The sequence below is a fragment of the Mesorhizobium sp. L-8-3 genome, from assembly GCF_016756615.1.
GTDB lineage: Bacteria > Pseudomonadota > Alphaproteobacteria > Rhizobiales > Rhizobiaceae.
Window position 1 is genome coordinate 2,230,221 of record NZ_AP023262.1, and the last position, 22,125, is coordinate 2,252,345.

At 64.5% G+C, this 22,125-nt stretch carries 22 protein-coding genes; 6 read left to right on the forward strand and 16 right to left on the reverse strand.

The annotated features are described in order from the left end of the window. Nucleotides 1–82 precede the first annotated feature (82 nt). Both JN302_RS39610 and JN302_RS10585 read left to right on the forward strand, forming a co-directional pair. Entirely contained in the window at nucleotides 83–205 is a 123-nt protein-coding gene (locus JN302_RS39610; RefSeq protein WP_274609261.1) for a hypothetical protein, read from the forward strand. Between the two features lie 58 nt (nucleotides 206–263). After that, nucleotides 264–905, forward strand: coding sequence for a YceH family protein (locus JN302_RS10585; RefSeq protein ID WP_202334251.1), 642 nt, complete (start codon nucleotides 264–266; stop codon nucleotides 903–905). 37 nt (nucleotides 906–942) lie between these two features. Here JN302_RS10585 and JN302_RS10590 read toward each other — a convergent pair whose 3' ends face one another. The 7 genes from JN302_RS10590 to JN302_RS10620 all read right to left on the reverse strand — a co-directional run bounded on the left by JN302_RS10590 (nucleotide 943) and on the right by JN302_RS10620 (nucleotide 6,146). Beyond that, complete coding sequence (locus tag JN302_RS10590) at nucleotides 943–1,383, reverse strand: DUF411 domain-containing protein (RefSeq protein WP_202332826.1); 441 nt, start codon at nucleotides 1,381–1,383, stop codon at nucleotides 943–945. A 60-nt stretch (nucleotides 1,384–1,443) separates the two neighbouring features. Further along, the gene (locus JN302_RS10595) at nucleotides 1,444–1,725 is read right to left on the reverse strand and encodes a copper-binding protein (protein ID WP_202311971.1); all 282 of its coding nucleotides are present in this window, start codon (nucleotides 1,723–1,725) and stop codon (nucleotides 1,444–1,446) included. Between the two features lie 164 nt (nucleotides 1,726–1,889). Beyond that, nucleotides 1,890–2,369: a cupredoxin domain-containing protein gene (locus tag JN302_RS10600; RefSeq protein WP_202332827.1), complete on the reverse strand. Its 480-nt coding sequence runs from the start codon at nucleotides 2,367–2,369 to the stop codon at nucleotides 1,890–1,892. A gap of 46 nt (nucleotides 2,370–2,415) precedes the next feature. Continuing rightward, nucleotides 2,416–3,762, reverse strand: a complete 1,347-nt coding sequence (locus JN302_RS10605) for a multicopper oxidase family protein (protein ID WP_202332828.1) — start codon at nucleotides 3,760–3,762, stop codon at nucleotides 2,416–2,418. A gap of 33 nt (nucleotides 3,763–3,795) precedes the next feature. After that, complete coding sequence (locus JN302_RS10610) at nucleotides 3,796–5,259, reverse strand: TolC family protein (RefSeq protein WP_202332829.1); 1,464 nt, start codon at nucleotides 5,257–5,259, stop codon at nucleotides 3,796–3,798. Beyond that, nucleotides 5,256–5,489: a hypothetical protein gene (locus JN302_RS10615; protein WP_202311975.1), complete on the reverse strand. Its 234-nt coding sequence runs from the start codon at nucleotides 5,487–5,489 to the stop codon at nucleotides 5,256–5,258. The genes JN302_RS10610 and JN302_RS10615 overlap by 4 nt, the downstream gene beginning before the upstream one ends. An 84-nt stretch (nucleotides 5,490–5,573) precedes the next feature. Beyond that, nucleotides 5,574–6,146, reverse strand: coding sequence for a hypothetical protein (locus tag JN302_RS10620; RefSeq protein ID WP_202332830.1), 573 nt, complete (start codon nucleotides 6,144–6,146; stop codon nucleotides 5,574–5,576). A 134-nt stretch (nucleotides 6,147–6,280) separates the two neighbouring features. On the opposite strand from JN302_RS10620, the gene JN302_RS10625 reads away from it, so the two are divergent. Then, on the forward strand, nucleotides 6,281–6,517 hold the full coding sequence (locus tag JN302_RS10625; protein WP_202332831.1) for a hypothetical protein: 237 nt from the start codon (nucleotides 6,281–6,283) through the stop codon (nucleotides 6,515–6,517). Nucleotides 6,518–6,913: 396 nt separating this feature from the next. Here the strand turns inward: JN302_RS10625 and JN302_RS10630 are convergent, their stop codons facing one another. The 9 genes from JN302_RS10630 to bglB form a co-directional block, all read right to left on the reverse strand. Next, a complete protein-coding gene (locus JN302_RS10630) occupies nucleotides 6,914–7,804 on the reverse strand; it encodes an alpha/beta hydrolase family protein (RefSeq protein ID WP_202311979.1) in 891 nt (296 codons plus the stop codon). Nucleotides 7,805–7,807: 3 nt separating this feature from the next. Continuing rightward, entirely contained in the window at nucleotides 7,808–8,566 is a 759-nt protein-coding gene (gene kduD, locus JN302_RS10635; protein ID WP_202311981.1) for a 2-dehydro-3-deoxy-D-gluconate 5-dehydrogenase KduD, read from the reverse strand. Continuing rightward, nucleotides 8,550–9,635, reverse strand: a complete 1,086-nt coding sequence (locus JN302_RS10640) for an ABC transporter ATP-binding protein (protein ID WP_202332832.1) — start codon at nucleotides 9,633–9,635, stop codon at nucleotides 8,550–8,552. Before JN302_RS10640 ends, kduD begins: the two co-directional genes overlap by 17 nt. 10 nt (nucleotides 9,636–9,645) lie before the next feature. Further along, nucleotides 9,646–10,698 carry a carbohydrate ABC transporter permease gene (locus JN302_RS10645; RefSeq protein WP_202311983.1) on the reverse strand — a complete coding sequence of 351 codons (1,053 nt, stop codon included), beginning with the start codon at nucleotides 10,696–10,698 and terminating at the stop codon, nucleotides 9,646–9,648. Then, the gene (locus JN302_RS10650; RefSeq protein WP_244743185.1) at nucleotides 10,695–11,711 is read right to left on the reverse strand and encodes a carbohydrate ABC transporter permease; all 1,017 of its coding nucleotides are present in this window, start codon (nucleotides 11,709–11,711) and stop codon (nucleotides 10,695–10,697) included. The genes JN302_RS10645 and JN302_RS10650 overlap by 4 nt, the downstream gene beginning before the upstream one ends. A 204-nt stretch (nucleotides 11,712–11,915) precedes the next feature. Beyond that, nucleotides 11,916–13,184 carry an ABC transporter substrate-binding protein gene (locus JN302_RS10655; protein ID WP_202332833.1) on the reverse strand — a complete coding sequence of 423 codons (1,269 nt, stop codon included), beginning with the start codon at nucleotides 13,182–13,184 and terminating at the stop codon, nucleotides 11,916–11,918. An 80-nt stretch (nucleotides 13,185–13,264) separates the two neighbouring features. Beyond that, the gene (locus tag JN302_RS10660) at nucleotides 13,265–15,748 is read right to left on the reverse strand and encodes a hypothetical protein (protein ID WP_202332834.1); all 2,484 of its coding nucleotides are present in this window, start codon (nucleotides 15,746–15,748) and stop codon (nucleotides 13,265–13,267) included. Beyond that, on the reverse strand, nucleotides 15,745–16,581 hold the full coding sequence (gene kduI / locus JN302_RS10665) for a 5-dehydro-4-deoxy-D-glucuronate isomerase (protein WP_202332835.1): 837 nt from the start codon (nucleotides 16,579–16,581) through the stop codon (nucleotides 15,745–15,747). Before kduI ends, JN302_RS10660 begins: the two co-directional genes overlap by 4 nt. Next, on the reverse strand, nucleotides 16,578–17,678 hold the full coding sequence (bglB, locus tag JN302_RS10670; RefSeq protein ID WP_202332836.1) for a beta-galactosidase BglB: 1,101 nt from the start codon (nucleotides 17,676–17,678) through the stop codon (nucleotides 16,578–16,580). Before bglB ends, kduI begins: the two co-directional genes overlap by 4 nt. 118 nt (nucleotides 17,679–17,796) lie before the next feature. On the opposite strand from bglB, the gene JN302_RS10675 reads away from it, so the two are divergent. The 3 genes from JN302_RS10675 (at nucleotide 17,797) to JN302_RS10685 (ending at nucleotide 22,050) form a co-directional block, all read left to right on the forward strand. Next, the gene (locus JN302_RS10675) at nucleotides 17,797–18,864 is read left to right on the forward strand and encodes a LacI family DNA-binding transcriptional regulator (RefSeq protein WP_446720748.1); all 1,068 of its coding nucleotides are present in this window, start codon (nucleotides 17,797–17,799) and stop codon (nucleotides 18,862–18,864) included. A gap of 102 nt (nucleotides 18,865–18,966) precedes the next feature. Further along, on the forward strand, nucleotides 18,967–20,199 hold the full coding sequence (gene pepT / locus JN302_RS10680) for a peptidase T (RefSeq protein WP_202332838.1): 1,233 nt from the start codon (nucleotides 18,967–18,969) through the stop codon (nucleotides 20,197–20,199). A gap of 522 nt (nucleotides 20,200–20,721) precedes the next feature. Beyond that, nucleotides 20,722–22,050, forward strand: a complete 1,329-nt coding sequence (locus tag JN302_RS10685; protein WP_202332839.1) for an IS4 family transposase — start codon at nucleotides 20,722–20,724, stop codon at nucleotides 22,048–22,050. Nucleotides 22,051–22,125: the final 75 nt, after the last annotated feature.

Genomic DNA, 22,125 nt, shown 5'->3' on the forward strand with positions numbered 1-22,125 from the left:
ACGTCGCAAGTTCCCCGCGTAGCGCAATTCCGGAATGGCCCGATGGCGGTGCGCTGACCAAAGATGCAAGGAGAGAGTTTGCATGCTTCTCGAAAGGATTGCCGCCTTTCTGACCGGCGAGCAGGTCGAAGCGGAGAAGGAACAACTCGTCGTCCCGGTTCGGTCGGTCGTCTTGAAAGAGGAGCGGCAGGCCCTGTATGTCTGACGGATCGACCCGCTGCGCTGCAGCCTCGGGCGGCCGGAACACAGCAAGCAAGAAAACCATGCCCCAAGAGCTACCCTACCTCAACGCCATCGAAGCCCGCATTCTCGGTTGCCTTATCGAGAAGCAGTTGCTGACGCCGGATGTCTACCCGCTGACGCTCAACGCGCTTCAGGCGGCAGCCAACCAGAAAACGTCGCGCGAACCAGTCATGGCGCTGGAACCGGCGGACATACACCGCACGCTCAAATCGCTCGAGGAAAAGGGGCTGGCGCGGCGCCAGATGGCTTCTCGCGTTGAACGCTACGAACAACTCGCCAGCCGGCATTTCAGCCTGACCAAGCCGCAATCGGCGCTGGTGGGGATGCTTCTCTTGCGCGGGCCGCAGACGCTGAACGAGCTTCAGACGCGCACCGACCGTATGGCGAATTTTGGTTCCGCCGACGCCGTGCGTGAAGAACTCGATATGCTCATCGGCAAGCATCCGCCGCTGGTCAAGGAAATCGGCCGCACACCGGGCCAACGCGAGGATCGCTTCGCGCACCTGCTCTGCGGCGATGTCGACGTCTCATCGCTGCCGGTGCCGGCACCACGGGCGGCCGCGCCGGCCATCTCGGCTGTCGCCGAACTGGAAGAGCGCATGCGTATCCTGGAAGAGGAAGTCGCCGCGCTCAAAGCACGGCTCGATGCGGTGGGAGCGTAACGTTGCCGGCTTGACGGCCGCGGTCGCCTATACCACTTCAGCCGCCGACGCGATAAAAGAGCTGCGGCTTCTCGCCAGGGATTTTGGAGACCGCGTAGACCTCGTAGCGCGCTGCCGGGTCGCCACCCATGCCGAGCGAACCTTGCGGCATGCCCGGGACGGCGATGCCGGCGATGTCGGGGCGTTCGCTCATCAGTTTGGCGATTGCCTTGAGCGGAACATGACCCTCGACGAAGTAGTCGCCGATCCTGGCCGTATGGCAGGCTTCGAGATCGGCGGGCACGCCTGCCGTCTTCTTGATATCAGACAGATCTTCCATGTCGTGCCGCTCGACCGTGTAGCCGGCTCCCTGCAGCGCTTCCGACCAGCTCTCGCAGCAGCCGCAAAACGGGCTCTTGTAGACGGTCACCAGTTCACCGGCGATCGCGCCGCCCGCCACGGCGAGCTGAAAAGCGATCATCAGGCCCAGTCTGCGCATGGTCGTCTCTCCTATGCTTGCCGGACCGGCGGGAGTGCCGGCCCGGCCGGTACTTTCCTGCTACTTGATTTCGGTGACGGTGAGGCGGCCGTTCACGCGGTCGGCGACGAATTCGATCGCCTGGCCTTCCTTGACCTTGCCGATCATCTCCGGGTCGCCGGCGACGAACACCATGGTCATGGCCGACATGCCGAGGTCCTTCAGTTCCTCATGCTTGATGGTGAGCTTGTTCTGCTTCGTATCGATCTTGGTCACCACGCCTTTCGTGTATTCGGCCGCGAAGGCGGCGGTGGTGGCGAGCGCGATCAAGGCCGCGGCTGAGAGCCTGAAGATGGATTTCATGTCGATCTCCTGTGGTTGAGTTGAAGGTTGTCTGCGCGGGAGCCTGCCCCCCACTGTCCTGCCTGAGATCTCTCCCCGCGGGCGGGGAGAGTGAGCCTTGTCGGTTCGGCTTTCGCCAATCTCGTCGACGACAGGCGGCACTCGTACCGAGTCGTCGACTCCGATCACGGGGCGACGGTGATGCCGCCCTTCATCCCGGCCTCGAAATGGCCGGGGATCAGGCAGGCGAAGGTGAAGTCGCCGGTGTTGGCGAAGGTCCAGATGATCTCGCCGGACTTACCCGGCGCCAGCCGCAGCGAGTTGGCGTCGGCATGCTCCATCTCCGGGAACTTCTCCATCTGGACCTTGTGCTCCATCACCGCCTCGTTGGTGTCCATGACGAACTCGTGGTCGGTCTCACCCTTGTTGGTGAACTTCAGGCGGACCGTCTCGCCGGCCTTGACCTTCAGCACTGCCGGTTCGAACACCATGCTGCCGTCGTCCTTCTCGGCCATGGTGATCTTCACAGTGCGCTTGGCCTCGCCCTTTTCGCCGGGCTTGCCGATGGCCATCATCTCGCCATGGCCGCCGCTGTGGTTGCCAGTGGCGAAGGCCGCAGCGGGGAAAAGTATGGCCAGCGCGGCCAGGGCAATCGTCGTCTTCATTCCATTTCTCCTCGGTTGATATCTGAAAGTGCTTCTGACGTTATTTTCAGCCGTGGCCACCATGTTTGGGGGCCACCGTCTTCGCGTCGCCTGACTTCACGGGAGCGGGTACGTCGCCCGTCCATTCCCAGGCGACAGTTCCTTCCGGATGCTTGTACCATCCGGGGTCGGCATAGTCGGAGGAGGACAGGCCCTCGCGGACCTTCACCACCGAGAACATCGAGCCCATCTCGATCGCGCCGAACTGGCCCCAGCCGTCCATCATCTTGATGGTGTTGTCGGGCAGCGGCATCTCCATCTCGCCCATGTCGGCCATGCCGCGATTGCCCATCGGCATGTAGTCGGGCTGGACCTTGCGGATCATCTCGGCCACCTTGGTCTTGTCGGCGCCGATGAAGGTCGGCACGTCGTGGCCCATGGCGTTCATGGTGTGGTGCGACTTGTGGCAATGGATCGCCCAGTCGCCCTCGTATTTCGCGTCGAACTCATAGGCGCGCATGGCGCCGACCGGGATGTCGATCGTGACCTCCGGCCAGCGCGCCTCGGGTCGCACCCAGCCGCCGTCGGTGCAGGTCACCTCGAAGTCGTAGCCGTGCATGTGGATCGGATGGTTGGTCATGGTGAGGTTGCCGACGCGCACGCGCACGCGATCGTTCTTCGACACCACCAGGGGGCTGATGCCCGGAAAGACCCGGCTGTTCCAGGCCCAGAGGTTGAAGTCGGTCATCTCCATGACTCTCGGGACGTAGGAGCCGGGCTCGATATCGTAGGCGTTGAGCAGGAAGACGAAGTCGCGGTCGACCCGCATGAATTTCGGGTCCTTGGGATGGATGACGAAGAAGCCCATCATCCCCATCGCCATCTGCACCATCTCGTCGGCATGCGGGTGGTACATGAAGGTGCCGCTCTTCACGAGGTCGAACTCGTAGACGAAGGTCTTGCCGGGCGGGATCTGCGGCTGGGTCAGCCCGCCGACGCCGTCCATGCCGTTGGGCAGGATCATGCCGTGCCAATGGATGGTGGTGTGCTCCGGCAGCCTGTTGGTGACGAAGATGCGCACCCGGTCGCCTTCGACCGCCTCGATGGTCGGGCCCGGCGACTGGCCGTTGTAACCCCAGAGATAGGCGGTCGTGCCGGGAGCCAGCTCGCGCTCTACCGGCTCGGCGACGAGGTGGAACTCCTTGACCCCGCTGTTGACCCGATGCGGCAGTGTCCAGCCGTTGAGCGTGACGACCGGCTGGTAGTCCGGGCCGCTGGTCGGGAAGATCGGCGGCTGCATGTCCGGCGACTCCATCGTCAGAGCATCCGGCAAGCCCATCGCCGATGTCTTCGTCCAGGCGACCGTTCCGGCGAGGAGCGCGCCGCCGCCGAGAATCTGACGTCTTGTGATCATCTTGTTTCTCCTTGGTTCAGTGCTCTCTGGGGTTCAGTGCTCGCCGGCGCCTTCGTCGGCTGCGGCCGCGACCGGTTCGCCGCCGCCCGACGAAGCGCCACCGCCGCCATGGATGGCTGTGGCGAGATTGACGTCGGCCAGCCAGAATTCACGCTTGGCGTCGAGGGAAAGCATGATCGAATCGATCTTCGCGCGCGTGTCGGCAAGAAGCTCGAAGGTGTTGGTGATCATGCCGTTGTAGGTGAGGAGCGATTCCTCCTCGATCTTGGTGCGCAAGGGAACGACATTGTTCCGATAGTGCCGGGCGATGTCGTAGGTCGAACGGTAGCCATCATAGGCCGAGCGCGCCTCGGAGCGGATGTTCACGGCCTTTTCCGCGAGCAGATTGGCCGCCTGCATATAGGCAAGCTCGGCCTTGCGCATGCGCGCCTTGCCGGTGTCGAAGATCGGGATGACGAACTCCAGATCGACATTGCCGGCGGCGGAGGTTCTCGTCGTCCCGTCGTCCTCCTTCTCCTGCTCGACTTCGACGCCCGAAAGCAGCTCGAGATCCGTCACGTAGCGCGTCGCTTCCGTCAGCCCGTAGGACCTGGCGAGCGCTTCGAGCTCGAGCTTCGCGACGTCGAGATCGACGCGGTTCTTCAACGCTTCGGCCTCGATCGCCCGTTTCGCCTTCGCTCCCTTCGGCAAGTTCGGCAATGCGTTCGGCACCTGGTAGTCGATGTCGGAACCCCACAGGCCCATGAGGCGCGTCAGCTCTTCCTTCGCCATCCGCGCCGCCATCCTGGCCTTCGCCGTCTGTCCCGAGAGCTCGGCATAGAAGACGTGCTCGCGCGCCTGTCCCGCCTTGGTGAAGGCGCCGGTCTCGCCGAGTTTCTTGGCGAGCTCGGACGCCGCATCGGCGGCGGCCTGGGCCCGGTTCAGGTAGGAAACGGTCTCCCAGGCAGCCACCGCCTTGATCCAGGCGCGCCGTGTGTCGGCGGCGAGCCGCAGCGTTTCCTCTGCTGCACGAAGCTGCGCTTGCCGGAAGCGTGCGTCGGCGATCGCCACGCGGCGCTCCCGGGTGGCCAGCGCCAATATGTTGCTCACGATGGCTGTCTCGACCGTGCGGGTGAAGCCGCCGATGCCGGTCGCGCCGATCGACATGCGCGGATTGACCAGCAGCGTTTCCTGCCAGACATCGGCGGACGACAGGCCGACCTCGGCATAGGCTGCTTGCAGCCCCTTGTTGTTGAGCAGAGCGACCTGGACCGCGATGTCGGGGCCAATCGTCTTTTTCCGGACGAGGCTCTTGACCTGTTCGGTCACGGCTCGGGCCTCCTCGCTCGATTGAATCCAGACGGGCCTGCTGCCGGTAACGGCTTCGCTGCGCATGGACACGGTCGTAAAGCCGGCCATGGGATCGGAAATCCCGTTGAGGGCGTCGGTGGTAGTGCATCCGACCGCGGTCAGCGAAATCGCGGCGATGGCAGCGATGGTCGGCAACCGGCGGCTCATGAGTCAGCTCCCGGATTGGCGGGGGAGAGTTGTTCGTTCTGTCTTCGCCAGTCCTGCGGATCGACAGGCTCGCGCCTGACATAATCGACGACAGGGTGATAATGCGTGTCCCGTATACCCATGGCGGGGTCCGCCGGATTGTATGCCGGCAGCACATCCGGAGGGGTGGTTGCCGCGCAGCCGGCAACCGTCAGCGATGCGAAAAGCATCGCAAGGCTTGCGATTTTCATGTCCTACCTGAATCTTGATCTGTGCATTCGGCCATGCCGGTGGCATTCCGGACGTCGCGCGCGATCCGCCCTTGCGGGCTTCGGTCAGATCAGCCTTCGAGGGGGCTGGATGAACTCGGCATACTCGCCGAGCGGAAGGGGCGACGCCATTGCGGGCGCGAAGCAGCGCGCGGACGGTTCGCCCAGCACGGGGCAATCGACAGGAACGGCGAGCACCGGCGCGCAGTGGGTCTCGCAGCTCTTGTTCTTGGCGCCTTCGGAATGGTGATGCTTCTGCGCCTGCTGGTCATGATCTGCCGCGACAGTCCCGTGCTCCGCGTGGTCGACGTCACCGGCATGGGTGTGCGGCTGTTCTACCGACATCCTGATGCCGCCGTCGGCATGGAAGCCGGTCGCGTTGGCGGCAGCGAACAGGCCGGGCTGGAGCGACGACAGCACAAGGAACAGCGCTGCGAACAGCAACTTTCCCGTCGTCGAATATGCCAAAATCCTGCCCATGCCGTTCAACGATCTGATTTGGCCGTTCGAGTCAATTGCCGAAGCGGCATATTTCAGGCCTCGCGCCGATTTGTGATTGCGATTTTCGCTCTCTTGCGGACGCTGCAAAGCAGAGGACAAGTCCACGCAAGGTGCTGACACTGCGCCGCAGGTGATCATCGAAGCGTTTCCCGGTTTGCGATGGCAGCGATAGGGGTTCCACCTGCTGGAAGCTCAAGTGCTTTTGTCGTCGTGGCCGTCACGCCTTTGCCGCCGCGGTTCACGGCCCCGCCGCCTCGTGCTAGACTTCCACAATGAACGAAGGACGCAAAGCCGTCGAAAGTCAGGTCAAGGCCCGCGCCGCCGTCCGACGGGTGCTGGAAAGGCACAGGATTCACGTGGCCAGCCGACGCTATTCGCAAGGCCGCATGTGGGCGCGCGTCCTCATCGACGGAGAGTATTACGACGTCGATGCCGGGGAACTGGCTCTGCTGCAGGCGGGAAGGGACCCCAAGGCGGATCTCGGTCTGGAGCCGGTGGCCGAGGAGTGATGCCAATCAGGGGATTCGGCGACGCTGGAGCTGGGCCCTGTCATGAGAGTAGCGCCGAAAACCGTTTTGCTTCAATAGGATAAGAGATGTGGCGACACCGCCAAGTGCCCCTCATCCGGCTGCCGCCACCTTCTCCCCGCATCGCGGGGAGAAGACCGATGTCGCCACCGGTTTCGCCAATCGTCAGCGTTGCAGGGCAAGCGCCGTCATCGCGGCCAGCGGTCTTCTCCCCGCAATGCGGGGAGAAGGTGGCGGCAGCCGGATGAGGGGCCTTGGCTCGGCCTCGCCGAAACCGTTGTCCCGATCCCACTGAAGTAAACGGCTTTCAGCAGCAGATTCATGAACGTGGCATTTCGCGACGGTCAAGAACCAGGACCGACGACATGAGCCGCCGGCTCAGAGCTTTTCCCTGAAGAAATCGAGGACAGCGCGGCGCATCGACGGCGTCTCGCTGTGACCGATGCCGTGCTCCGTGACCAGCGACAGGGCTGATGCGGCCGCCAGCCTGTCATAGGCAGCGGCGGTCACGGCGAAGGCACGGCGGACGGCGACGGGCGGCGTCAGCGGATCCTCCGTGCCGACGCAGATCAGCTGCGGTCGCGGCGCGACCATGCCGGCGATCTCGCCGGTGGAGGATTCCTTCAGGAAACCGGGGATGGTGAGATAGTGCCCGTGGCGGTCGTGAGCGCCCGTTTCGACGAGCGTCGCGAAATCGGCGTAGCAGCACAGATGCGCGATCGCGGCGATGCGCTTGTCGATCGCGGCAAGGAAATAGGTCAGCGTGGCGCCCATCGAGATGCCCGTCATCCCGATGCGCCTGGGATCGACGTCGCTGCGCTGAGCAAGCCACGTCAAAGCGGCCGACTGCTCATCCAGCATCTGACCGAACAGGGTTCGGCCTTGCCAAAGGGCCGCCTTGCTCGCCGCGCTTTCGCTCGTCCCTGCACGCTCGCCGAAAACAGGCATGTCGATCGACAGTGCCACGAACCCCTCACGGGCATAGGCGGGGCCGGGCGGATCGAGCAACGCCGGCCGCCCGTCGACCAGTTCGCGGGCGCCGATATCGTATCGGTCGCCATGGGCGTGAGCATAGAGGATCGCCGGCAACGGCCGGCTTGTAGCGGCCGGTCGTGTCAGGATTCCACGTATGGGCGCGCCGTCGCCCGATCGGAAATGCAGCCGCTCGACGACATGGGTACCGTGATTGTCGAGTTCGCATGTCTCCAGCGTCAGGCCGGCTTTCCGGATGCCGAGGAGTTTTCGAAGGCGTTCGACCGAAATGGACACGGCCTATCGCACGAGCCAGCCGCCGTCGACCGGCAGGACGGTACCGGTGACATAACCGGATGCCGGCGCGGCGAAGAAGAGGAGAGCGGTGGCAAGGTCGTCAGGTGTTCCCCAGCGTCCCATCGGGATGCGCGCCGAGATCTGTGCATTGCGCTCGGCATCGTTACGAAGCGCCTCGGTATTGTCGGTGATCATGTAGCCCGGCGCAATCGCGTTGACCGTTATCCCCCGGGGCGCGAGCTCGTTGGCCATCGCCTTGGTGAGGCCGGCTATGCCATGCTTCGAGGCGGCATAGGCAGGCACGCGTATGCCGCCCTGGAAGGTCAGGACCGAGGCGACGTTGATGATGCGGCCCGCGCGTCCGGTGACTGCCATGTGGCGCGCGACGGCCTGCGAAAGGAGAAAGGCGCCCTTCAGATTGACGTCGATGACGGCGTCCCAATCCTCTTCGGAATAGTCGAGAATGTCGGCGCGGCGGATGATGCCGGCATTGTTGACGAGGGTATCGATGCCGCCAAGAACCCCAGTCACCTCCTCGACGACGGCGGCGGCGTCGAAGGGTTTCGACAGGTCGACCGTCAGGGCATGAAACCGGCGGCCCGCCTCGCCGACCAGCTTCGCCGTCTCAGGCATGGGCGAGGAGCCGAGCGCGGCGATGTCGGCGCCGGCCCGCGCGAGCGCCAGGGCCATTCCCTGGCCGAGACCGGTGCGGGCACCGGTGACGAGAGCGGTTTTGCCGGTGAGGTCAAACAGCGTGTTCAAGGCGTAGCCCTTTCTCGTCGAAGAGATGTATCGGTGCGGTGTCGAGCGACAGTGCGACATCGGAGCCCGGCTCCAGATCGTGTTGGCCCGGCGCGACCACCAGCACTTTCTGGCCGGCGACATCTGTGTGCAAGACTGTTTCGGACCCGAGCGCTTCCACGAGCCTGATCCTGGCCGGAATGCTGTATTCGCCGGCGCCGAGCGTAATGTGCTGGGGCCTGACACCGAAAGTGACGCGCGACCCCGTTTCGACCGCGGCGCCATTGACCGGCAGGCTCACCCTGTGTCCGCCGGCGAGAGTTGCCGTCGCCTTTCGCGGACCCGCCGTATCGATCGTCCCTTCGAGGAAGTTCATGTGCGGGGAGCCGATGAAGCCGGCGACGAAACGGTTTGCCGGGCGATTGTAGAGTTCCAGCGGCGTGCCGACCTGCTCGATGCGGCCGGCGCGCAGCACGACGATCCGGTCGGCGAGCGTCATGGCTTCCACCTGGTCGTGGGTCACATAGATCATGGTCGCCGACAGGCGCGCATGAAGTGCCGCGAGCTCGGCGCGGGTCGAGCCGCGCAGCTCGGCATCCAGATTGGAGAGCGGCTCGTCGAGCAGGAAGGCGACCGGGCGCCGCACGATGGCGCGGCCGATGGCGACGCGCTGGCGCTGGCCGCCCGAAAGCTGCCCGGGCCGGCGGTCGAGATAGGGGTCGATCTCGAGCATGCGCGCCGCCTCGGCGATGCGTTCCGCGATCTCTGGCTTCGGCATCCGGGTGTTTTCGAGACCGAAGGCGAGATTCTGGCGCACGCTCATATGCGGATAGAGCGCATAGGACTGGAACACCATGGCGAGGCCGCGATCGGCTGCAGGCACGGTGTTGACCACCTTGCCGTCGATCGCCAACTCCCCGCCCGTCGGTTTTTCGAGCCCGGCGATGACGCGCAGCAAGGTCGACTTGCCGCAGCCGGACGGGCCGACGAAGACGACGAACTCGCCGTCCTCGATCTCGAGATTGATGTCGTGAAGTACGTCGACGCTGCCGAACGACTTGGTCACGTTGGTGAGCTTGATGTGGCCCATGGCGCGCTCCTTACTTCAAGCCGGTTCCGGCGATGCCGGTGGTGATGAAACGCTGCAGGAAGATGAAGACCAGGACGACGGGGATCATGGTCACGACGGTCATGGCGAGGATGAAATGCCATTGCACGTTCAACTCGCCCGAATAGATGCTGAGCCCCACCTGCAGCGTATAGAGCTCCTTGCGCGACAGCACGATCAGCGGCCACAGGAAGTCGTTCCAGCGCCAGACAACGGAGAAGATCGCAAGCACGGCCAGGGCCGGGGCCGTCAGCGGCAGGACGATGCGCCAGTAGATCTGCCACTCCGACGCCTTGTCCATGCGCGCTGCGTCGATCAGCTCGTCGGGTATCGTCAGCATATATTGGCGCAGGATGAAGACGCCGGTCGGCGTGGCCACGGTCGGCAGGATGACGCCCCAGAGATTGTTGAAGAGCCCGAGCGCCGAGACGATCGAATAGAGCGGCACCATGATGACCGAAAGCGGCACCATCAGCGTCGCCAGGATCAGCAGTATCGCGAAGGTCCGCCCGCGGAATTCGTATTTGCTGAGCGCGAAGGCGGCCATCGAGTTGACGACCAAGGTGATTAGCGTGGCGGTCACGGTGACGAAGACCGAGTTCCAGAGATAACGTACGAAGTCGAAATGCGTGAAGGGTTCGGTGTAGTTCGTCGCGGCGAAGGACATGGTCCGCACCGGGCTGCGCTGGGCGATGTTGACCTTGACGATCTCTCCGGGAGCCTTCGGATCCACCATCTGCGCGACGACGCCGATACGGCGTACCTCCGCCAGCACAGCGTTGTTGCCGTCGGGCAGGGTGACCTCGTAGAGATCAAGCGGCTTGTCGTAACCCTCGACGGTCGCCTTCTGCGTGACATAGGGCAGGATCGTCGGCGGGAATTCGGCCAGTGCGGCCGGCGACTTGAAGGAGGAACCGACCAGCCAGACGGCGGGGCCGAACATCAGGAAGAGCCCCCCGACCAGCCACAGCCAGGTGACGATGTCGGTCCAGTGCCAGCGGTCACGGCCCTTGCGCCGGAAGACGAATGCAGCGACCCGGCTCATTTGCGGCTCCCCTTCTTCTCGCTGGAACGGCTGAGGCCGAGCTGGAACAAGGTGAGCACGATCAATACAGCGCCCATCAGGATCGATGCGGCGGCGGCAAGGCCGGGGTTGCGCAACTGCGTGGCGAAGCCCGTCTCGTAGATATATTGGGTGAGGTAGAGCGTGCTCGTGCCCGGACCGCCGCCCGTCAGCACATAGACCTCGTCGAAGATCTGCACCGCACGAATGAGCACGAGCACGAGGACGACCAGCAGATTGGGCATCAGCAGCGGCAAGGTGATGCGCCAGAAGGCGCGCGCCGGGCGCGTGCCGTCCATCTCTGCCGCCTCGTAGAGATCCTTGGGAATGGCCTGCAGGCCGGCGAGCAGGATCAGGGTGTAGAAGCCCATATGCGCCCAGATCGAAACGCCGACGGCGGCCGCGAAGGACCAGTTGCGGTCGTTGAGCCAGGTGTAGGGCTCGAAGCCGAAGCCAAAGAGCGCGAAGTTCAGCAGGCCCTGGCGCTGCAGGATCCACTTCCAGATCAGGCCGACGACAACAGGCGAGAGCAGGACGGGGAAGAAGAACACGGCCCGCCAGAAGCTGCGCGCCCTCAGCTCACGATTGAGGATCAGGGCGGTCACCAGCGAGAACAGGATCATCAGCGTTACCTGGAGGAGTACGAACCAGGCCGTGTTGCTTACCGCCGTCCAGAACGTGTCCTCGGCGCAGCTGTTGGGGTCGAGATAGTTCCGGCAGTCGAACAGCCGCGCATACTGGCCGGCGCCGACGAAGGAGCGGTCCGCCAGGAACAGAGCCGTCCCGCCCGTCATGGAATAGGCGAAATTGATGAAGAACGGCAGAAGCACGAAGATGCCGAAGATGGCCATGTTGGGCAGCAGGAAGAACGCCGCCATGCCGCCGACGCCGAAGCGGCGCTGGACCCAGCGCAGCGGGGCGTCGAGAAGGCCCATGGCGACGCGAACGGGCGCCATGACGACCCCGCCGAGACCGGAACCCATCTGTTTGTTCATCTCGGGCTTCCTCCTCCCGACAAGAGCGGCATGATCGCCGCGTGGCCGCTCGCTGTGCCGGCGGACCTCGATCCTGACTTTTTGGCCTTTGCGCCGACCGATGATCGTTTTTCGACCATGGCATCCGCTCCGGCCGCACTGTGCGGCACGGAGCGACTGGCTGCAATTTGCTTCGGGCCCGGCCGTCGGAGCCCGCCGACAGCCTTACTGCCCGGCTTCCTTCACCTTGGCGGCGATATCCGCATCGATGCGCTTGAACGCCTCGTCGATCGGCATCTCGCCGGCCGAGGCCTGGCTCACACGGGTGACGAGCGCGCCGTAGAACGTATCGGACCAATGCCAGCCCGGCAGCTTTCGGGCGATTTCGGAAAGCGCACCGCTCGCCGTGACGAACTCGTTGAGCGCGGCCTTGGCCTGGGCGTCGTCCGTCTTGAAGTCGAGGCCCTTCGCCAGCACGCCCTTATGGGCGGGCAGGAAAAGCGTGCGTTCGGAAAACTCCTTCACGATGTCCTCGCGGGCCAGGTAGTCCATGACCTTGGCGACCTCGGCCGGGTTCTTGGTGTATTTGACCGCGACGAGCCCGGCGCCGCCGGTCATGCCGGTGCAGTTGGCAGGCCCGCAGGGGCTGCCGGTCGCCACCCAGTCGAAATTCGTGCCGATCTTGGTGGAGAAGTTCGGGATCTGCCACGATCCGGAATAATAGTAGACGAGTTGACCGTTGATGAAGTCGTCGGCGGCGGCGCGATAGGTCGAGCCCGCAGCCGAGACCCAGACGTCCTTGGCCATGGTGCCGTCCTCGATCCAGCCGACGAACTTGGTGAGGAAGCTCTTCGTTCCTTCGTCGAGCGGTGCCGGCTTGCCGTCCGCACCGATATAGTTGCCACCATAAGCGAGGTTGGGCCCGCTCAGACGGTGACCCGAGCGGTCGAGCGCCATGGGGAAGGGCACCTGCTGGCTCTCGGCCACCTGTTTGGCCGCTTTCGCCCAGTCGTCCCATGTCGCGTCATCGCCCGGGATCGCGACGCCGGCCTGTTCGAACAGCGTCTTGTTGGCGAAGCCGCCGGCGATCGTGACCTGCGTCATGAAGCCGGATATCTGGTTGGAGCCGTCGGGCCGCATCCAGTCGGCCTGAGCACCGAAATTCTCGTCCCAATAGGCCGGGTCGGCGACGAGCGGGCGAAGATCGAGCCAATGCTGGCTCTGCGCCTTGAGATTGGTGACGCGCGCGATGTCGGGGCCGTGGCCTGCCTCGAGCTGCACGGGAAGCTGCTCGCGCACGACGCTGTAGGAGACGTTGTCGAGAACGACGTTGATATCAGGATTTTCCTTCATGAAGCGGTCGAGCAGATCCTTCAGGACCTCGCCTTCGACGCCGTCCGAGTACCACATGATGCGCACGTCGCCGGCCAGGGCAGCCGTGGACGTCATGAGCCCCACGGCCAGGGCCGCGAGCATGCTGCTGGTCTTGGTCATTGCCTTTCCTCCTCTTCGAAGGCGAGCTTGCCGCTCGCCGTTGGTATCCGCGCCGGCTACTCCCGACCGGCGCGATATCGTCATGATCCGGAGAGCATGGTGATTTCGCCGGCGACGGAAAAATCCGCCGGCGCGATACTGCGCCCCTCGGCTTCGACCGACCCGTCGCTGCGGAACAGCACGCGGCCATAGTCGGGATCCTCCACCGCCAATCCGCCGTCTTCGGCCTCAACGATCGAAAGCGAGCCGTATCGGGACCTGGCAGCGTCGACGTCGGACGCTTCGCAGACCCTGACGAGCCAGCGGGTCTTGTGCCCCGGTTGACGCAGTTCCGTCCCGGCCGAGGGACCGTCTCCGACGAGATGAAGATCGCCGCTGCCGATGAGGACGACGGCGCCTCGTCCGCTGCGTCCAACTGCGAGATTGCCCTCGATCGCGGTCTCTTCGAACTCGGCGACCGGAAACCAGGCGTGGGTGAAATCTGGCTGTTCCTCGAAGGCCGAGAAATCGACGACGGCCAGTCCCCGATACTGGTGTGCCCGCGGAAGGGTGCCGCACCCGCCCCAGAACGAGGGCCGGCCGTAGCCGAGCTGTATCGTTTCGCCGGGGTGGTTGATCCATACCGCTGCTTCCGGTCGGTCGCCGATCCTCAGATGCAGGATCGTCTCCTGGTAACCCCATTCGCCCCAGCGATAGTGGACGGCCGACCCCATGGCAAAGTTGCGCCCCTTGTAGTGATAGAGCGCGGCAAAGCGGTTTTCGCCCTGGGCGAAGCGCCATTCCTGATGCGTATCCACCTGATGGCGCGCTACCGCCGCCAGGCTTTCCGGCACGACCAGGCCGTGGTCGCGCAGGCAGATGGCGAGTTGGGGCAAGGCGTGCACCCGGCGGCCATACCAGCCCCGCCCCCAGAGCAGCCGCGCTACTCCCGAGAGCTCGAGCGAACGGCCGGCGCAGAGTGTGTGTTCATAAGAGCGCCCTTGGGCGGCAGTGACCATGCCGTGATGGGCCGAGCGGGCGATGATCTCGCAGAGGCGGACGATGCCCTTGCGCGCGCGCTCGGCGATGTCGGCGTCAGGAGAAAGGGCGGCGAGCGCCGTCAGGCCCTTGAGGTCGATCGGGAAATAGGGGGCCGAGTTGAACTCGGCCATCTCCCAGGCTTCGAAATGATCGAGCCAGGCGCGCACGCGGGAAGCCCCGACCGCGCTCTGCTCCTCGCCCTTCCGGCCTGAGCGCACGAAAGTGGCCTCCGGCAGGAGGTGGCCCGCGAGATAGGCCGCGGTGTGGAACAGCAAGGCGTGGTTCTCGGAGAAGTACCACTGCACGTCGTTGCCCGGCTCGTCCATCCAGTAGCGGAAATTCAGGATGGCTGCGTCGATGCGGGCGCGCGTCTTTTCGCCGATGTCAGCGCCCCAACTCGTGCGGGACCAGATCAGCGGGACGAGCGAAAAATCGGCGCAGTCGTGGCAGTCCTCGATCGATGGCAGGATCTCCTCGATCATCGCATCGGTGTCGGCCCCGGAGCGTCCGCTGGCGAGGCGCGCAAAGGCCCGCACCGTGTCGCGCTCGGAGAACTCCGAAATTTCATCAAGCGTTTCGGCGATGCGCGCGGCAAGCGAAACCGGCGCCTCGCCCTGGCGGGCTGCGTGACAGATCTCGACGCCGATCGACCGCGAGGCGACGAAGCCTCCGGCGTCGATCGTGATGCGGAAGTGGCGAAAGTCCGCCGGCGCCTTCTCGGATGGGCCGATGACGAGCCGGCTCTCGCCGCTCCCCAGTGCGAAGTCGTGATCGAAGCGCTCGGTCGACATGAAATCGCCTTCGACGGCGACATTAGCGTCGACTTCTATCGCCAGCGGCTTCGGGAACAGCAGACTTATGTCGCCCTCCAAATAGGCCGGGCGATCGAAATGCATGCCGTCGAGCAGGGCTTCGATCGCCGCCGCATCCTCGCCCGGGCAAGGAACCGGCACCGCCACATTCGCCTTGGGGCCCGACAGATAGTCGAGCTGGATGAAATAGCGCGCGTCGCGCTCCGCCAGATCGTCGAAGAACAGGACGATTTCGTTCAGCCCCGCCTCGAGCGAAAGCTCGAACTCGGACTTGGCCTCGAGATTTCGGCTGTAAGGCGCCATCCAGCCGACTTCGGCGCCGTTCAGCCACAGGACCGCGCCGCCGCAGGTGCCGAGACGGACCCTCGCCGTTCCCTTGGCATCGGCCTCGATGAAGGTCCTCGCCCATGTGGCGAGCCTGGTCGGGCGGAACCAGAAGCCCGAGAGGTCGAGCCGGGGCGAGCCGAAGGGCAGCCACCAGCGCGAAGCTTCGAAGGCGCCGCGGACTTCAGGCCGATTGCCGCGATAGCGGCCGGCAAAGATCGTGCGGCAGGGATATTCGTGCGGGATGAAATTCTTGTGCTTGGTCAGGAAGAAGAAGGGGTCCATCTCCCCCTTCATCGGTTGGTCCGGGACGTCGAAACGTTCCTCGGCGATGGCGCCGAGCTGCCAGTAGCGGATCGCGTCGCCTGCCTGCAGCGGCCGCCTGAGGTGCTCCTGCCGGTCGCTCATTTCAGGTCCGCCACAGCAACGGGATTGACGTCGTTATATTCCTGGTTCTCGCCGGTCATGCCCCAGACGAAGGCATAGGGTCCGGTGCCCGCACCCATATGGATGGACCAGGCGGGCGACAGCACGACGTCACCGTCGGCGACGATCAGATGCCGCGTGGCGTCGGGGCGCCCCATGAGGTGGACGATACGATCCTCCGGCGCCAGGTCGAAGTAGCAATAGGCCTCCATGCGGCGTTCGTGCAGGTGCGGCGGCATGGTGTTCCAGGCGCTGCCCTCGGCGAGATCCGTGATGCCCATCAGGAGCAGGCAGGAATGCGAGACTTCGGGATGGATGTACATCGCCAGCCGCCGCTTGTTGGAGCGCCTGGCTTCGCCGAGTTCCAGCGGCTTCGCTTCGGCCTTGGTGATCAGCCGATGCGGTAGGTCGGCGCCCGCCGGTACCGAATTCATGTAGAAACGGGCCGGCGTTTCCGGGGAACGACTGGCGAGCTTGATCTCCCTGGCGCCCCGGCCAACATAGAGAACGTCGCGATTTTCGAGCGCGAACCGCCTGCCGTCGACCTCGATGGTGCCGGAACCGCCGAGATTGGCGATGCCCATTTCGCGCGCCGACAGAAGATAGGGCGTGCCGATCTCGGCGCCCGATCCGAAGGATAGTCCTTCGCTGACCGGCATTGCGCCGCCGATCAGCATGCGGTCGACATGGGTATAGGTGAAGCGCAGGGCATCCGGCGTAAGGAGACCGGTGACCAGGAACTCGTCCCGGAGGCGGTCCGTGTCGTAGCCCTTGATGTCCTCGGGGCCGGTTCCGTACAAAACCTTCATCGTCATGCTGCTCGTCCTTCTGCACCGACATGCTGCAGGGCTTCGGAGAGACACAGGATCGCGAGCGCCTGTCCGTAGCCGGTCGGCTGGATTGGAATGTCCCTGTAGAACTGGAGGTCGTGGCCCATGCGGGTGCCGTAAGAGACGTTGAGCACGGTGCCGTCTTCCGCGATATTGTTCATGACGGCCTCGAGGGCGCGCAGGCCGGCCATCCGCCAGGCAGCGTTGCCCAGGCCGAGGCGGTGGCCCTTGAGCAGGCCGTAGCCGATGCCGGCCGTGGCCGAGATCTCCTCATAGGACGTGGCGTCGTCGAGCAGGGTCCGCCAGGCGCCCGAAGAGGTCTGCAGCGGCAGGAGCGCCTCGACCTGCGACACGAGAACGCCTTCGAGAAAGACCCTGACCGGTGGTGCAAGCTCAGCGAGGTCGAAGAGGTCGAGGATGCCCGCGGTGATCCAGGCATTGCCGCGCGCCCAGCGGGCCCGAGCGAAATTGTGCCGGCCTTGGAATGTCCAGCCATGGAACCAGAGGCCCGTATGGGTGTCGGCGAGATAGCGGGTGTGGACGAGGAATTGCCGGGAGGCCTCGTGGATGAGCTCGGACCGGTCGGCAGCCTGGCCGTAGGAGGCGAGAAACAGGGCGACCATATAGAGAGTATCGTCCCACAATTCGTTGTCATTGACCTTGTCGGACACGTGGTGCTCGAAGCCGCCTTCGGGGGTGCGTCCGAGCTCACGGATCACGCGGTTCGCCCAGTCATCGAGAGGTCCTTTCCAGCGAGGGTCGCGCGTTTTCGACCACAGCACCGAGAGGCCGAGCATCGGCGCCGTGGTGTTCACATTGAGCTCGGGCAGGCCGGCTTCGAGCCGCGCCTGGTACCAGTCTTCGACCAGCGATCTCAGGTCGTCCCGGCCGGTGAAGAGCCATAGCCTGATCAGCCCGTAGAGGCCTACGCCCTGAGGCCATTCCCAACTGTCGAAGCTGATGTAGTCGCCGGCAGTCCCGTCGAGATTCGGCTCGTGGAAACGACCGTCATGGCGAAGGCCGGTCATGCCGCCGACGAGACGATCGAGTCCAATGCGAATGTCGTGGGCGTTCGGGCCCATCGCGCTCCTCCATGTATGACCGCCTCGGCGGCTCCTCGATCCGGATTGAGACATGAGAGTTTCACTTGCGCAATCTGAAAATTTCTTTCATGCTGATGAGAAGGAAACGAGCATGACGATGGCGAAGCCTCTCCCAGGCAAACGTGGCAAGAAAAGCAGGCGAGTGCGGCTCGAGGATATCGCTCAGGCATGTGGTGTCTCGTTGAGCACCGCTTCGCGTGCTTTGGCAGGCGAAAAGGGCGTTCGTCCCGAGATCCGCCGGCAGGTGCTGGAAGCGGCCAAGAACGCCAATTACGTCATCCCGACGGCGGTCGCCGGTCAGAAGGTCATCCTCGCCGCCTCGAGCGCGGCGATGATCGACTATGTGCGCAACCAGTTCACGCTCTACGTGCTCGAAGGGCTGAAGGAGCGCGCGCAGACGCTGGGGCTTGAGATCGTCACCCGGCCGATCGCCAACCAGGCCGAGGAACTGGCGGTTCTGAAGGAAGCCCGGGAGGACGATGGCGTCGCCGGGTTGCTCTTCCTCACCATCGATGACGAGGGAATGCTGGCGGCCACCCGTGGCTTCGACAAGCCCGTCGTCCTGCTCAACAGCGACGATCCGTTCATGCGGCTCTCCAGCGTGACGCCTTGCAACCGATCGAGCGCGCATCTGGCGACCGACTATCTCATCCGTCTCGGACATCGGCGCATCCTCTTCCTGATGCGGCCGGGACGCCGGACGATCGAGCGGCGCTACGAGGGCTGGCGCGATGCCATGCTGGCGCACGGGCTGCCCGTCACCGACGACCTCGTCGTGCCCGTGGACGACTGGCTGCCGGAACTGGCCACGCAGGTGATCGCCAGGCGGATCGCCGCGAACGGGCTCGATTTCACCGCTTTGCTCGCCGCCGGCGACAGCCTTGCGGTCGGCGCGATGGTCGGCGTCCAGCAGATGGGCTTCTCGGTGCCTGGTGACGTGTCCGTCATGGGCATGGATGACCTTCCCCAGGCGGCTTTCCTCAATCCGCCGATGACGTCGATGCATATTCCGATGCGGGAGATCGGCTCGGTCGCGCTCGACCTGTTGCGGGACGATCTTGCAGGCCTGCCCGTGCCCTCGCGCCGCGTGGAACTCGCCTGCCACCTCGTCGAACGGGCATCGACGGCCAAGGTGCGCGAGAGGGTAGCGACGGCGACAGGCTGAGTACTTGCGGAGTGGCCGGTAGGCGTCCGAAAAGCGCGATCCATTTTTCGGGACCGATGCTGTAAAGCTGTCACCCTCTTTCGAAATCTCTGGATCAGCCACATGACCGATACCGTCCTCGACCGCTTCCTTCGCTATGTCGTGATCGACACTCAGTCCGATGCCGCGTCATCGACGCAGCCCTCGACGGAGAAACAGAAGAACCTCGGACGTCTGCTGGTGGACGAGCTTCTCGCGATGGGGCTCACGGATGCGCATCTGGACGAGCACGGCTACGTCTATGCCACCCTCGCCTCGAATGTGGACAAGCAGGTGCCCGTCATCTGCTTCTGCTCGCATATGGACACGGCCCCGGACTTCACCGGGAAAAACGTCAAGCCGCAGGTCGTGCGCGGCTACCCCGGCGGCGACATCACCCTGCCGGGCGATCCGCTCCAGGTGATACGCGTCGCCGAGAATCCGGCGCTGCGCGATCAGATCGGCAACGACATCGTCACCACCGACGGCACGACGCTGCTCGGCGCCGACGACAAGGCGGGCATCGCCGAGATCATGACGGCGGCACAGTTCCTGATCGACAATCCCGACATCAGGCACGGCACGATCAAGATCCTGTTCACGCCCGACGAGGAGATCGGGCGCGGCGTCGACAAGGTGGATCTCGACAAGCTCGGCGCACAATTCGCCTACACGCTCGACGGCGAGACGGCGGGGCATATCGAGGACGAGACCTTTTCGGCCGACGGGGTGGAGGTCACCATCCAGGGCGTGGCCATCCATCCGGGCTTCGCCAAGGGCAGAATGGAGAACGCGATCAAGATCGCCGGCGCGATCGTTGATCGGCTGCCCCGCGAGATCGCCCCGGAAACGACGTCGGACCGGGAAGGCTTCATTCATCCGATCGCGATCAGCGGAGCCATGGAGAAGGCGACGCTCGGCTTCATCGTCCGTGACTTCCGCGAGGAGGGGCTGAAGGTCAAGGAGGTCCTGCTCGAAGAGCTGATCAAGGATGTGATGAAGGCCTATCCAGGCTCGAGTTACAGCTTCGAGGTCAAGGAGCAGTACCGCAACATGAAGGTCGTCCTCGACCGCCATCCCGAAATCGTCGAGAACGCGATCGAAGCCATCCGTCGCGCCGGCATGACGCCCGTGCGCGGCAGCATAAGGGGCGGCACGGACGGCTCTCGGCTTTCCTTCATGGGGCTGCCATGTCCGAACCTCTTCGCCGGCGGGCATGCCTTCCACTCCCCGCTCGAATGGGTGAGCCGCCAGGACATGGAGAAGGCCGTCGCAACGATCGTGGAACTGGCCAAGGTCTGGGAGGAGCGGATCTGAACCGCTCATGAGCGACCGGCGCGTCCCTCGATCAATTCTCACTGACCCCCCCGGCGTCGCCAATTGACGACGACGCCGGAATCGACGATTTCTTGACCTGTCGTTTCACTGTCGGAGTTTTGCGACCTGAATGATTCTGCGACGCTGAAAAGTGCGAGGTCGAAAAACAGGCCCGTCCTGTAAACCCCCAGTATTTTACAGGACCGCGCCCTTTTGGGAGGCCTTGGCGCCGCCCCTCATCTGCCTGCCGGCCTCCCGGCAAAGACTATAGGATGCACCCACCGCGAAAGTACCCCTCATCCGACCTCGCCCTGTCGGGCGAGGCCACCTTCTCCCACAAGGGGCTAGCGTGTGCACACAAGTGGTTCGTTGTGCTGTCAAGAGGGATTTGTGGTGATCGTGGCTTGAAGCCGTTGAATCGTTTGTGATTCTGTATCTGCCGTTGTTGATTCGGGAGACATCGACTGTGGCACTGTTGCGTCTTGGACACTTCAGCGACCTGCGCCTGCAAAAAAGGGGGACATGGTGCTGGAGCGCGTATGCACGCGGATCAGCACGAGCCTGCGTCAGTTGGCCGACACACGCGCCGAAAAGATCGCGTTCACGCGCTTCTTTGGCAATCCGCGCGTGAGCCCGCTGGAGATCCTGCGCACCGCGGCGGCCCGAGCCGGCGAAGCGGCGGCCGGGCGTCACGTGCTGATCATCGAGGATACCAGCGAGATCAACTATCAGGCCAAGGCCTTGCGCAAGCGCGGCCTTGGCCGGGTCGGCAACGGCACCGATGTCGGCCTGTTCGTGCATCCGGCGCTGGCTGTGGATGCCGCCGACGGCAGCGTGCTGGGCCTTGCCGGTGCCACGATCTGGCGGCGCACCAAGCCCAAGCAGGCGAACTATCAGGCGCTGCCGATCGAGGACAAGGAAAGCCACAAATGGCTCGCCACCGCCCAGGCGGCGCGCCGGGCCTTGCCCGAGACGCCGCTTGCCACGGTGATCGCCGACCGCGAGGGCGACATCTACGAAGTGTTCGCCCGGCTGCCCGACGCGCGCACGCATGTGCTGATCCGCGCCACCAAGGATCGGGCGCTTGCCGAGCACGGCCGCCTGTTCGCCGAAATCGCCAAACAGCCCGAAGCCGGCCGTCTCGTCTTCGAACTGGAGGCCCGCCCCGGCCGGCCGGGACGCACCGTCACCCTCGCCGTCCGCTTTGGCCAGGCCAGCATACGCCAGCCCAAGACCGGCGCCGACCGGCGCGATCCGCGCTCGCTCAGCCTCAACATCGTGGAGGTGCGCGAGATCGATCCGCCATCGCCCAAGGAGGCGGTGATCTGGCGGCTGCTGACCACCCACAGCGTCACCACGCTGGCCGATGCCGCCCGCATCGTCGACCTCTACCGCCGGCGCTGGACCATCGAACAGCTGTTTCGAACCCTGAAGTCGCAGGCCATCGATGTTGAGGAAAGCCTGCTTGCCGACGGCGAGGCGCTCGAACGACTGGCTGCAACCACGCTGGTCGCCGCCACAAGGGTCATGCAACTCGTCCATGGCCGCGATGCGGCCGGCGCCGCCTTCGAGGCGGCGCGGCTGTTCGATCCGGCCGAGATCACCGTCCTCGAGGCGCTGATCCGCAGGCTCGAAGGCAGGACCGAAAAGCAGAAGAACCCGCACCCCCGACACAGCCTCGCCTGGGCCGCCTGGGGCATTGCCCGGCTCGGCGGATGGACCGGCTATGCCAGCGAACGGCCCCCGGGCCCCATTACATTCACCCGTGGCCTCCGACGCTTCCACGCCATCGCCGAGGGTTTTGCCTTGGCCAGCAGCCTTCAACCACAGATAGATGTGTGCGCACGCTAGCCCACAAGGGGAGAAGGCCGGAGCCCCGTTTCGCCGGCTCGGCAAATCGTCGACCTATGCGATTGGCCGCGACGT

Bases quoted from the DNA above. Each gene is read 5' to 3' on its own strand.
- JN302_RS39610 (WP_274609261.1), top strand. From the start codon at position 83: ATGCTTCTCGAAAGGATTGCCGCCTTTCTGACCGGCGAGCAGGTCGAA.
- JN302_RS10585 (WP_202334251.1), top strand. From the start codon at position 264: ATGCCCCAAGAGCTACCCTACCTCAACGCCATCGAAGCCCGCATTCTC.
- JN302_RS10590 (WP_202332826.1), bottom strand. From the start codon at position 1,383: ATGCGCAGACTGGGCCTGATGATCGCTTTTCAGCTCGCCGTGGCGGGC.
- JN302_RS10595 (WP_202311971.1), bottom strand. From the start codon at position 1,725: ATGAAATCCATCTTCAGGCTCTCAGCCGCGGCCTTGATCGCGCTCGCC.
- JN302_RS10600 (WP_202332827.1), bottom strand. From the start codon at position 2,369: ATGAAGACGACGATTGCCCTGGCCGCGCTGGCCATACTTTTCCCCGCT.
- JN302_RS10605 (WP_202332828.1), bottom strand. From the start codon at position 3,762: ATGATCACAAGACGTCAGATTCTCGGCGGCGGCGCGCTCCTCGCCGGA.
- JN302_RS10610 (WP_202332829.1), bottom strand. From the start codon at position 5,259: ATGAGCCGCCGGTTGCCGACCATCGCTGCCATCGCCGCGATTTCGCTG.
- JN302_RS10615 (WP_202311975.1), bottom strand. From the start codon at position 5,489: ATGAAAATCGCAAGCCTTGCGATGCTTTTCGCATCGCTGACGGTTGCC.
- JN302_RS10620 (WP_202332830.1), bottom strand. From the start codon at position 6,146: ATGATCACCTGCGGCGCAGTGTCAGCACCTTGCGTGGACTTGTCCTCT.
- JN302_RS10625 (WP_202332831.1), top strand. From the start codon at position 6,281: ATGAACGAAGGACGCAAAGCCGTCGAAAGTCAGGTCAAGGCCCGCGCC.
- JN302_RS10640 (WP_202332832.1), bottom strand. From the start codon at position 9,635: ATGGGCCACATCAAGCTCACCAACGTGACCAAGTCGTTCGGCAGCGTC.
- JN302_RS10645 (WP_202311983.1), bottom strand. From the start codon at position 10,698: ATGAGCCGGGTCGCTGCATTCGTCTTCCGGCGCAAGGGCCGTGACCGC.
- JN302_RS10650 (WP_244743185.1), bottom strand. From the start codon at position 11,711: ATGAACAAACAGATGGGTTCCGGTCTCGGCGGGGTCGTCATGGCGCCC.
- JN302_RS10655 (WP_202332833.1), bottom strand. From the start codon at position 13,184: ATGACCAAGACCAGCAGCATGCTCGCGGCCCTGGCCGTGGGGCTCATG.
- JN302_RS10660 (WP_202332834.1), bottom strand. From the start codon at position 15,748: ATGAGCGACCGGCAGGAGCACCTCAGGCGGCCGCTGCAGGCAGGCGAC.
- kduI (WP_202332835.1), bottom strand. From the start codon at position 16,581: ATGACGATGAAGGTTTTGTACGGAACCGGCCCCGAGGACATCAAGGGC.
- bglB (WP_202332836.1), bottom strand. From the start codon at position 17,678: ATGGGCCCGAACGCCCACGACATTCGCATTGGACTCGATCGTCTCGTC.
- JN302_RS10675 (WP_446720748.1), top strand. From the start codon at position 17,797: ATGGCGAAGCCTCTCCCAGGCAAACGTGGCAAGAAAAGCAGGCGAGTG.
- pepT (WP_202332838.1), top strand. From the start codon at position 18,967: ATGACCGATACCGTCCTCGACCGCTTCCTTCGCTATGTCGTGATCGAC.
- JN302_RS10685 (WP_202332839.1), top strand. From the start codon at position 20,722: ATGGTGCTGGAGCGCGTATGCACGCGGATCAGCACGAGCCTGCGTCAG.